Below are 10,739 nucleotides of genomic sequence, written 5' to 3'. Positions count from 1 at the left end.
GTGCTCCGGGGCCCGCCTTCCGTGGTCAGTGACCCGCTGTGGGGCTCACGCGGCGCTGTCGGCCGCCATCGCGTCACGCAGGCTCTTGGGCCGCAGGTCGGTCCAGTTCTGCTCCACGTAGTCCAGGCACTCCTGACGGCTCGCCTCGCCGAACGCGACCCTCCAGCCGGCCGGGACCTCGGAGAACGACGGCCACAGGGAGTGCTGCTCCTCGTCGTTCACCAGGACGTAGAAACGGCCATCCGCGTCGTCGAACGGGTTGCTGCTCATGGGCACTCCATTTCCAAAGGTCTGTTGTCCGTCGCCGCCCGCGGGCAGAGCGTCGGCCTCGCCATTGTCGTTCGCGCGGGCCCCTGCGTCCAGGCCTGCGGGGAGGTCCGGGGAATTGGCCCGGCGGCGGCAGTGGTTCATATTGCCCCGCCGTGAAATCCGCGCGGGTGACGGGAAGCGAGTACGGGAAGCGAGTACGGGAACCGGGCAGTGCGTACGGGAACCGGGACGCGAGTACGGGAACAGGATCCCGTGGAAATCGGCCCAGGTCGCCGTGGCCACTCGCGACAGAACCGCGGTCATGGCGCGCGCATGTCCTGTGGACAGGACAGCGCCGGTGCGGGAAGCCCGGGATTACCTGTAGTTTGTTGCGGGTTGTCGGGCGGTCACGTCCGGCGGTCCGCCGGTCGCACGGGGCATTTCGCCCTCCCGCTCCCGGATGCCGCTGACGCGTCGGTGAGCCGGAAAGCCGGCGACGCGTGCGGTCAATGCGCAGGGATCGGCGGGGAGTTGTCGATTTCCGGTGCCCTGCCGCCAGAATCGAGGAATGGGGCAGCGGGGAATGGGGCAGCTCGGACCATGCCATTGCCGGTGGTCCCCCTCGGCCTTCCCGGGCAACCGGGGAACTTCCACTCTAGGAGTAGCAGCGCCATGAGCGTCACGGCAGCACAAGGTTTTACGGCCGCGGGCGTCGCGGCCGGAATCAAAAGCAACGGAAATCCGGATCTGGCCCTGGTCGTGAATAACGGCCCGCGCCGTGCGGCGGCGGGCGTCTTCACCGCGAACCGCGTGAAGGCCGCTCCCGTGGTGTGGAGCGAGCAGGTCATCCGGAGCGGCTCGGTGAGCGCCGTCGTCCTCAACTCCGGTGGCGCCAACGCCTGCACGGGCACCGCGGGCTTCCAGGACACGCGGGCCACGGCGGAGAAGGTGGCCGCGACCCTCGGCCAGCGCGCGGGAGAGGTCGCGGTGGCCTCCACCGGGCTCATCGGCGTACGCCTGCCGATGGACAAGCTCCTGCCGGGCGTCGACGCGGCCGCCGCGGCCCTGTCGGCGGACGGCGGCGAGCAGGCCGCCGTCGCCATCAAGACGACGGACAGCGTGCACAAGACGGCGGTCGTCGAGGGCGACGGCTGGACCGTCGGCGGCATGGCCAAGGGCGCGGGCATGCTCGCCCCGGGCCTCGCCACCATGCTCGTGGTCCTCACCACCGACGCCGACCTGGACAGCAAGACCCTGGACAAGGCGCTGCGCGCGGCGACCCGTGTGACCTTCGACCGGGTCGACTCCGACGGCTGCATGTCCACCAACGACACCGTGCTCCTTCTCGCCTCCGGCGCGTCCGGCACGGTCCCGGAGTTCGGGCCGTTCGCCGACGCCGTGCGCACCGTGTGCGAGGACCTCGCGCGCCAGCTGATCGGCGACGCGGAGGGTGCGTCGAAGGACATCCGCATCGACGTCATCAACGCCGTCACCGAGGACGACGCCGTGGAGGCCGGGCGCTCCATCGCCCGCAACAACCTCCTGAAGTGCGCCATCCACGGCGAGGACCCCAACTGGGGCCGGGTGCTCTCCGCGATCGGCACCACCTCCGCGGCCTTCGAGCCCGACCGTCTGAACGTCGCCATCAACGGCGTCTGGGTCTGCAAGGACGGCTCCATCGGCGCGGACCGCACGTCGGTCGACATGCGGGGGCGAGAGGTCGTCATCACCGCGGACCTGGCGGCGGGCAGCGAGTCCGCCACGCTGTGGGCCAACGACCTGACGTCCGAGTACGTCCACGAGAACAGCGCGTACTCGTCATGAGGATCGCGACCCACGAGCACCCCGCACTGGTCAAGGCGCAGTCCGTGATGGACGCGCTCCCCTGGCTGAACCGCCATCAGGGCATGATCTGCGTCATCAAGTTCGGCGGCAACGCCATGATCGACGACGAGCTCAAGGCGGCCTTCGCGCACGACGTCGTCTTCCTGCGGCACGCCGGCCTGAAGCCCGTCGTCGTCCACGGCGGCGGCCCGCAGATCAGCAAGGCCCTGCAGCTGCACGGCATCGAGAGCGAGTTCAAGGCGGGCCTGAGGGTCACCACCCCGGAGGCCGTCGACGTCGTCCGGATGGTGCTCGCGGGCCAGGTGCAGCGCGAGCTGGTGGGCCTGATCAACCAGCACGGCCCGCTCGCGGTCGGCCTCACCGGCGAGGACGCGGACACCATGACCGCCATCAAGCACTGGCCGGTGGACGACACGGGCGAGAAGGTCGACATCGGCCGCGTCGGCGAGATCGTCGGGGTGAACCCCGGCGCCGTGGAGGCCCTGCTCGCGGACGGCCGCATTCCGGTGATATCCCCGGTGGCGCGCAGCGTGGACGACCACCACATCTACAACGTGAACGCCGACACCGCGGCCGCCGCGGTCGCCGCCGCCCTGAACGCGCACACGCTGGTCTTCCTCACCGACGTCGAGGGCCTGTACGCGAACTGGCCGCACAGCGACGAGGTCATCAGCAGGCTCAGCGCCAGCGAACTGGAAGCAATCCTTCCGGATCTGGCCGACGGCATGGTGCCGAAGATGGCCGGGTGCCTGCACGCCGTGCGCAACGGCGTCGGCAGCGCCCGCGTGATCGACGGCCGGGTGCAGCACTCGGTGCTCCTGGAGATGTTCACGCGAGAAGAGATCGGCACGCTGGTCATGCCGGACATCGAAGAGGGGATGCGATGAGCGAGGGCACTCAGGGCACTCAGGGCGCACGGGGCACTCAGGGCGCCGACGACACCGCGTACGACACCGCGTACGAGGGTGGCAACGCGGGGCTCACCGGCCGCTGGCAGGCGTCGCTGATGGACAACTACGGCACGCCGCGCGTGCCGTTGGTGCGCGGCGAGGGCGCCGCGTTCTGGGACGCGGACGGCAGGAAGTACCTGGACTTCCTCGGCGGCATCGCCGTCAACTCCCTGGGCACCGCGCACCCCGCCGTCGTACGCGCCGTCAGCGAGCAGGTCGGCCGGCTCGGCCATGTGTCGAACCTGTTCGTCGCCGAGCCGCCGGTGCGACTTGCGGAGCGGCTGCTCCGCCTGACCGGGCGCACCGGGCGGGTGTTCTTCTCCAACTCCGGAGCCGAGGCCAACGAGGCGGCCTTCAAGATCGGCCGCCTGACCGGGCGGCGCCGCATGGTCGCGACGGAGGGCGGCTTCCACGGCCGCACCATGGGCTCGCTGGCCCTGACCGGCCAGCCGTCCAAGCGCGCCGCGTTCGAGCCGCTGCCCGGCGACGTCACGCACGTGCCGTTCGGGGACACCGACGCGCTGCGCGCCGCCGTCGACACCGACACCGCGCTCGTGGTCATCGAGCCGATCCAGGGCGAGAACGGCGTCGTCGTCCCCCCGCCCGGCTATCTGGCCGCCGCCCGCGAGATCACCCGGGCCGCCGGAGCGCTGCTCGTCCTCGACGAGGTGCAGACCGGCATCGGCCGCACGGGGCACTGGTTCGAGTGCCAGGCGCAGGGCGTCGAGCCGGACGTCCTCACCCTCGCCAAGGGCCTCGGCGGCGGCCTGCCGATCGGCGCGACGTTCGCCTTCGGGCCCGCGGCCGACCTGCTGAAGCCCGGCGCGCACGGCACCACGTTCGGCGGCAACCCCGTCTCCTGCGCCGCCGCGCTCGCGGTGCTCGACACCATCCACGGCGACGGGCTGCTCGACCACGTCAAGCGCCAGGGCGAGGCGCTGCGCCAGGGCATCGAGGGCATCGGCCACCCGCTGGTGGACCGGGTCCGCGGCGCGGGGCTGCTCCTCGGCATCGTCCTGACCGAGCCGCTCGCCCCGCAGGTGCAGCAGGCCGCCCAGGACGCGGGCCTGCTGGTGAACGCCGTCGCGCCGGACACGATCCGGCTCGCCCCGCCGCTGATCGTCGGCGAGGACGAGGTGACGGCGTTCCTGCGGGCGCTGCCCGGCGTGCTCGACCGGGCGCGGCAGGAGGGTGCGGTCTGATCCGTGCCGCGCGCGCGTACGGGGTGATCCGTACCGCGCCTTGAACGACCGGGCCGTCCACCTATGGGTGGACGGCCTTCCGGTTGTGCGGGGCGGGGCGCCCGGTGGCGGTGCCCCGGGCGCGCGGCCCGTGGCTCATCCGGCGTCGCCCTCGGCGGGGCCGTCGGAGGGGAGGCCCGCACCCGGCTCGGGGTCGCCGGTGAGGGAGCAGAAGACGTCGTCGAGGTCGGGGGTGTGCATCGTGAGGGCGATGGCCTCGATCGACGCCTCGTCGAGGGCGTCGAGGACGGCGCGCAGGCCGGGGACGCTGCCGTCGCTCGGCAGGTGCAGTACGAGCTCGTCGGGGTCGGGCGTGGCGCCGATGAACAGATCGGTGGCCGAGCGGAAGCCGCTCTCGGTGGCGAACTGCAGCCGGATGTAGCCCCCGGTGAGCGCGGCGCTCAGGAGCGCGAGCGGAGTCTGCTCCGGGCACGGCGCGCTCGCGTCCTCCGCCGCGGCCCAGTGCGGTTCCTCAGCCGCCGCGTCCTGGTGGGGTTCCTCAGCTGCCGCGTCCCGGTGCGGTTCCTGAGCCGTCGCGTCCTGCGGCTCCTGGGCCGGCGCGGTCGCCTCCGTGACAGCTTCCCTGACTGCTTCCATGACTGCCTCCGGGGCCGTCTTCGGGGCCGGCTCCGGAGACGGCGGTGGCGTCACCACGAACTCCGGGTCGAGCCCCCGCAGTTGGACGACGATCGACCCCGGCGCCAGCTCGCGGGAGACCTCGCCCATGGCGGCCGACAGCGCGTTGAGCAGCGTGAGCCGGGCGGCCGATGCCAGCGGGGCGGCCAGTCTCAGGGCCAGGGCCCGGGCTTCTTCCCCGCCCGCGTCCGCGGCGACAGCGAGCTCGTGCCGGAAATCGTCGACGTACGGCGTGAGGTCCATGACGCCATGATGGCACAAAGGTGGCGCCAAGCAAGTGCCGCATTGTTCCGCCCCGACGGCTGGCCGAATCTGTGCCGTCCGGGCCTGCGTATGCCCTGCGCGCGCTCTCGTCGCGAGCACGTCATTGCTGGGTCTGGCGTCCTCTCGCACGGGTTCGCCCATGCGAACACGTGTCCTCGTGTGCGTTGCGGGGTCATACGGCGAGATGGCTGGATATCGCGCCAGGATCAGCGAATGCAACGCGCGTCGGGGTGGCGGTGGACGGTGTGGGCGGGCGGGGTGAAGGGCTAGTGAAGCCGGGTTTCGGGGGAGTGCGAGGGGCGCGGTTCCGGCGCCATGGGTGGCGCTGTGTCGATTCGGTCGCGCCCGGCGCGGCAGTGTCAAGAGGGGGCAAACAGCCCAGGCGGGGTCGGCGATGAAGGGGCGGGGTGGCGACGGATCGGCAGCATGTGTGCCATGCCCAGCTTGCAATGGCGCCACTGTGGTGCCATCGTAGCGCTGTGGCCTTCACGCCGACTCCGGGCGGTACACCGTCCCGTCGGACGGGCCACGTATGCATCGCCGTACCCGCCGTACCCGCCGTACCCGCAGGACCTGAAGAACAGGCATGACCCACAGCAACCGGCCGCCGCCCACCCCTGACAACGGCCCGGCCGGGACGGCTCAGCCGTGCTGCCCCCTGTCTGCCGCATGCCGCCCTCCGCGGCCCGACCCCCAGGGCCCGCGAGGACGCGCACCGGAAACCCGCAGGCGCGGTTTCCGCTCTGTCCCCCTCCCCCTGACTATCCCGACGGGAGTCCCTTCGCTGTGGCTACCATCCTCTACAAACTGGGCCGTTTCGCCTTCCGGCGACGCGGCTTGATGGCACTGCTGTGGGTGCTGATCTTCGCCGGCGCGGGCGTCGCGGCCTCGACCGCGCCCGCACCCCCCGCCGACACCTTCTCGATGCCGGGCACGGAGTCGCAGAAGGCGTACGACCTGCTCGAGAACAAGTTCCCCGACGCGCGCGCCGACGGCGCCACGGCCCGTGTCGTGCTGCGCGCCCCCGAGGGCACGAAGATCACCGACGCGGCCGAGAAGGCCAAGGTCGGCAAGGTCGTCGCCGAGCTGCGCAAGGCGCCGCAGGTCGCCGGCGTCGGTGACCCGTACGCCGCAGGTGGCGCGGCGGTCAGCAAGGACAAGTCCACCGTCTATCTGTCCGCCACCTACAAGGTCGTCGCGACCAAGGTGAGCGACAAGGGGCACGACGCCCTCGACAAGACGCTGGAGAACGCCCGCAAGAGCGGCCTCAAGGCCGAGGCCGGCGGTGACGCCGTCAAGATCGAGCAGGCCATGAACGGCTCGTCCGAGGCGATCGGCATCGTCGTCTCCGCGATCGTCCTCATCCTCACCTTCGGGTCGATGATCGCCGCGGGCATGCCGCTGCTCACCGCGCTCGTCGGCGTCGGCGTCGGCATCTCCGGCATCACCGCGCTCGGCTCCACGCTCGGCCTGTCCGCCACGACCACGACGCTCGCCATGATGATCGGCCTCGCGGTCGGCATCGACTACGCCCTGTTCATCGTCTCGCGCTACCGCTCCGAGATCGCCGAGGGCCGCGAGCGCACCGAGGCCGCGGGGCGGGCCGTCGGCACCGCGGGCACGGCCGTCGTCTTCGCGGGACTCACCGTGATCATCGCCCTCGTCGGCCTCGCCGTCGTCAACATCCCGATGCTCACCAAGATGGGCATGGCCGCCGCGGGCACCGTCGCGGTCGCCGTCCTCATCGCCATCACGCTGGTGCCCGCGCTCCTCGGCTTCGCGCCCGTCAAGGTGCTCGCCCGCAAGGACCGCGCGCGGTACAAGGGCAAGCCGCTCTCGGAGCGCCAGCAGCGCCAGGCGGACAAGCGGGCCGCGCAGCAGCAGCGGCCCAACCTCGGCGCGCGCTGGGCGCAGTTCATCCTGCGCCACCCGGTCGCCGTGCTGCTCATCGCGGTCGTGGGACTCGGCGCGGTCGCCGTGCCCGCCGCCGGCATGAAGCTCGGCCTGCCGAGCGAGGGCACCATGGCGCCCGACACCACCCAGCGCAAGGCCTACGACATGATGTCGGCGTCCTTCGGCGCGGGCTTCAACGGCCCGCTGATGGTCACCATCGAGGCGCCGGACGTCAAGACCAAGGTCGAGGGCATCCGCGACCGCATGGCCAAGGAGCCGGGCGTCGCCTCCGTCGGCCCCGCCGCGCCCAACAAGGCGGGCGACACCGCCATCGTGAACGTCGTGCCCGAGACGGGCCCGGCCGAGGACCGGACCAAGGACCTCGTCAAGTCCCTGCGGGGCATGGCGAAGGACATCAAGGCCGACCACGGCCCCGAGATCCTGCTCACCGGCCAGACGGCCATGTTCATCGACTTCTCGAAGACCCTCGACGACGCGCTCCTGCCGTACCTGGCCACGGTCGTCGGCCTCGCCTTCCTGCTCCTGATGCTGGTGTTCCGCTCGATCCTCGTCCCGCTGAAGGCGGCCCTCGGCTTCCTCCTGTCGGTGGCGGCGGCCCTCGGCGCGGTCGTGGCCGTCTTCCAGGAGGGCCACCTCGCCGACGTCTTCGGCGTCGACCAGCCGGGGCCGATCATGAGCACGATGCCGGTCTTCATGATCGGTGTGGTCTTCGGCCTCGCGATGGACTACGAGGTGTTCCTGGTGACGCGGATGCGCGAGGCGTACGTCCACGGTGTCGTCCCGCGCGAGGCGGTCGTGACCGGCTTCCGGTTCGGCGGGCGCGTGGTCGCGGCGGCCGCGGTCATCATGATCAGCGTCTTCTCCGGCTTCATCATGGAGGACAACGACCTGGTGGCGATGATCGGCTTCGGGCTCGCCGTCGCCGTCCTCTTCGACGCCTTCGTCGTCCGCATGACGATCGTGCCCGCGCTGTTCGCCCTGCTCGGCAAGTCGGCGTGGTGGCTGCCCAGGTGGCTCGACCGGCTGCTCCCGAACATGGACGTCGAGGGCGAGAAGCTGTCCCGGCGCCTGGCCGCGCAGCAGCCGGTGCCGCCGCAGCCCCGTCAGCCGGAGCCGCAGTACCGGGGCTGACGCCCCCGGCCCCCGACGCGCCCTCGGAACAGGGCCGTCGCCCCGATCCCGTCCGGTCCGCGCGACCGGGCGGGATCGCTCGTTCTCGCGTACGTCACCCCGTCAGGCCCGCGTCGCGCGCGAGCAGCGCGGCCTGCACCCGGTTGCTGACCTGAAGCACCGTCAGGACGCGGCTCACATGCGCCTTGACGGTGCTTTCGCGCATGCCGAGGCGCTCCGCGACGCCCGCGTTCGTGTCGCCCTCGGCGAGCAGCGCGAGCACCTCGCGCTCGCGCGGAGTGAGCCGGTCCACGCGTGCGCGGGCCGCCGTGGCCTCGGGGCGCGCGGTGCGGTGGTAGCGGTCGATGAGGCGGCGGGCGGCGCTCGGGTGCAGCATCGCCGAGCCCGCCGCGACGAGGTGCACGGCGCGCAGGATCTCGGTGGGCTCCGTGTCCTTGAGCAGGAAGCCGTCGGCGCCGGCCGCGAGGGAGTTGTAGACGTACTCGTCGAGGTCGAAGGTCGTCAGGGTGATGACACGGGGCGGCGCGGGCAGGGCGCGCAGCCGTGCGGTGGCGGTGATGCCGTCCATGCGGGGCATGCGGACGTCGACGAGCGCGACGTCGATCCGGTGGGCGGTGGCCTGCTCGACGGCCTGGAGCCCGTCGGCGGCCTGGGCGACGACCTCGATGCCCGGGTCGCCGTCGAGGAGATCGGTGAGACCGAGGCGGACGAGGGCGTCGTCGTCGACGATCAGAGCGCGGATCACGTGGGGGTGCCGTTCTGTTCGGGGGCCGGGGGCCGGGGGCCGGGGGAGGGGGAGGGGACGGGAGGTCGGTACGACTGAGGGGGCCGGGGTGTCGTTGGCGATCGGCGCGCGGGTCACGCGAGGGGTGAGGCGGGCCGGGGCGTCGTCGACGGGCCGGGTGCGGGTCACGTGGGGGTGGCGTTCTGGTCGGGGGTGGAGACGGGGTGCGGGATGCGGGCGGCCAGGCGCCAGGCGCCGGCGCCGCCGGGGCCCGCGTGCAGTTCGCCGCCGAGCGCCGTGACGCGCTCGGCGAGACCGACCAGGCCGAACCCGGAGGGGACCGCGTCGGCGGGTCGTGCGCCGGGGCCGTTGACGACCTCGACGAGCGTCGCCGGAGGGCCGTGGTCGACGCGGACGCGGACCGCCGCGTCGGGGGCGTGCTTACGGGCGTTGGCCAGCGCCTCCTGGACCACGCGGAAGACGGCGAGACGGTGGGCGGCGGGCGCACGGGTCTGGTCGCCCAGGATCTCCGCGTCGACCTGCTGCCCGGCGGCGCGGGCCTGCTCGACGAGTTCGGTGACATCCCGGAGGACGGGCGCGGGGGCGTCCGCGCCGAGCGACCCCTCCGACTCCGGGTCGCGCAGGGCGCCCAGGACGTCCCGCAGGTCGGCGAGCGCGTCCGTCGCTGCGGTACGCAGCAGGGTGAGGCGTTCGCCGACGGGCTCGGGCAGCGCGTCCTTGCGGGTGGCGAGGACGCCGGTGTGCAGGGCGATCAGGCTCAGGCGGTGGGCGAGCACGTCGTGCATCTCGGCGGCGATCGCCGACCGCTCCGAGAGGCGGGCCGCGCGCTCGCCCAACTCCCGCTCCACGCGCAGCGACTCGACCCTCGCCGCGAGCGCGTCGACGAGCCGTCTGCGGCTGCCCGCCCACAGGCCGAGGGCCACCGCGAGGGCCAGCAGGGACAGCGGCCCGTACGAGCGCAGCGCCCACAGGTCGACGGCGGGGCGCGCCCACGCGTTGACCGCGAGGGCGACGCCCGCGCCCGCGACGGCGAGCCCGGTGCGGCCCCGCGCGGACAGCTGGAACAGCGCCACGAGCAGCGGCGACACCGGCCCCCAGAATCCGGCGACGAGCACCGTCACGCCCGCCACCGCGAGCGGCCACCGGCGCCGGAACGCCAGGGCGAGCCCGGCGCACGCGGCCGCCGCCACGGGAACGGTGACGTAACCCCGGCCTGCGGACAGCGCGGCCTCCTGCACGGCCTGCGCGGTCACCACCAGGACGAGCAGCACGTCGGCCCACCAGGCCCACCTGCTCCGCCGGTCCCGCCGGTCCCGCCGGTCCTGCCCGTCCTGCCCGTCCAGTCCGGGCAGCCCCGGCTGTCCGGACTGCCCGCCACGCCCGCTCCGCCCGGTCCACCCGCTCCGCCCGGCCCGCTCGGCCCACCTGCTCTGCCCGTCCCGCGGGTCCCGCCGGTCCTGCCCGTCTAGTCCGGGCAGCCCCGGGTGTCCGGACTGCCCGCTCCGCCCGCTCCGCCCGGCCCGCCCGCTCCGCCCGCTCCGCCCGGTCCGCCCAGCCCGCCCGGTCCACCCGCTCCGCCCGGCCCACCTGCTCTGCCTGTCCCGCGGGTCCCGCCGGTCCTGCCCGTCTAGTCCGGGCAGCCCCGGCAGCCCCGGCTGTTCGGACTGCCCGCTCCACCCGGTCCGCCCAGCCCGCCCGGTCCACCCGCTCCGCCCGGTCCACCCGCTCCGCCCGGTCCACCCGCTCCGCCCGGTCCACCCGCTC

The 10,739-nt window shown here is 73.1% G+C and carries 7 protein-coding genes and 1 pseudogene; 4 read left to right on the top strand and 4 right to left on the bottom strand.

Annotated elements, in window-relative coordinates:
- Positions 1-45 precede the first annotated feature (45 nt).
- Positions 46-270 (bottom strand): MbtH family protein, encoded by a 225-nt coding sequence (locus ACFWZ5_RS40750; RefSeq protein WP_384796347.1) that lies wholly within the window; start codon positions 268-270, stop codon positions 46-48.
- A gap of 651 nt (positions 271-921) precedes the next feature.
- On the opposite strand from ACFWZ5_RS40750, the gene argJ reads away from it, so the two are divergent.
- The 3 genes from argJ to ACFWZ5_RS40735 are packed head-to-tail and all read left to right on the top strand — an operon-like array spanning position 922 to position 4,246.
- Positions 922-2,073: a bifunctional glutamate N-acetyltransferase/amino-acid acetyltransferase ArgJ gene (argJ, locus tag ACFWZ5_RS40745; RefSeq protein WP_384892250.1), complete on the top strand. Its 1,152-nt coding sequence runs from the start codon at positions 922-924 to the stop codon at positions 2,071-2,073.
- On the top strand, positions 2,070-2,981 hold the full coding sequence (gene argB / locus ACFWZ5_RS40740) for an acetylglutamate kinase (protein WP_384804769.1): 912 nt from the start codon (positions 2,070-2,072) through the stop codon (positions 2,979-2,981). Before argJ ends, argB begins: the two co-directional genes overlap by 4 nt.
- Complete coding sequence (locus tag ACFWZ5_RS40735) at positions 2,978-4,246, top strand: acetylornithine transaminase (RefSeq protein ID WP_384804771.1); 1,269 nt, start codon at positions 2,978-2,980, stop codon at positions 4,244-4,246. Before argB ends, ACFWZ5_RS40735 begins: the two co-directional genes overlap by 4 nt.
- Before the next feature lie 570 nt (positions 4,247-4,816).
- On the opposite strand, the pseudogene ACFWZ5_RS40730 reads toward ACFWZ5_RS40735, so the two are convergent.
- Positions 4,817-5,164: pseudogene (locus tag ACFWZ5_RS40730) on the bottom strand (hypothetical protein); the annotation flags it as partial.
- Positions 5,165-5,971: 807 nt separating this feature from the next.
- Between ACFWZ5_RS40730 and ACFWZ5_RS40725 the strand changes: the two are divergent.
- Positions 5,972-8,230 carry an MMPL family transporter gene (locus ACFWZ5_RS40725; RefSeq protein ID WP_384804773.1) on the top strand — a complete coding sequence of 753 codons (2,259 nt, stop codon included), beginning with the start codon at positions 5,972-5,974 and terminating at the stop codon, positions 8,228-8,230.
- A 94-nt stretch (positions 8,231-8,324) separates the two neighbouring features.
- Here the strand turns inward: ACFWZ5_RS40725 and ACFWZ5_RS40720 are convergent, their stop codons facing one another.
- The gene (locus tag ACFWZ5_RS40720) at positions 8,325-8,975 is read right to left on the bottom strand and encodes a response regulator (protein ID WP_384804775.1); all 651 of its coding nucleotides are present in this window, start codon (positions 8,973-8,975) and stop codon (positions 8,325-8,327) included.
- A 164-nt stretch (positions 8,976-9,139) separates the two neighbouring features.
- On the bottom strand, positions 9,140-10,246 hold the full coding sequence (locus ACFWZ5_RS40715) for a sensor histidine kinase (protein ID WP_384892247.1): 1,107 nt from the start codon (positions 10,244-10,246) through the stop codon (positions 9,140-9,142).
- Positions 10,247-10,739: the final 493 nt, after the last annotated feature.

Source organism: Streptomyces sp. NPDC059003 (assembly GCF_042740445.1).
GTDB lineage: Bacteria > Actinomycetota > Actinomycetes > Streptomycetales > Streptomycetaceae > Streptomyces.
This window is presented reverse-complemented; position numbering and strand designations above follow the sequence as displayed.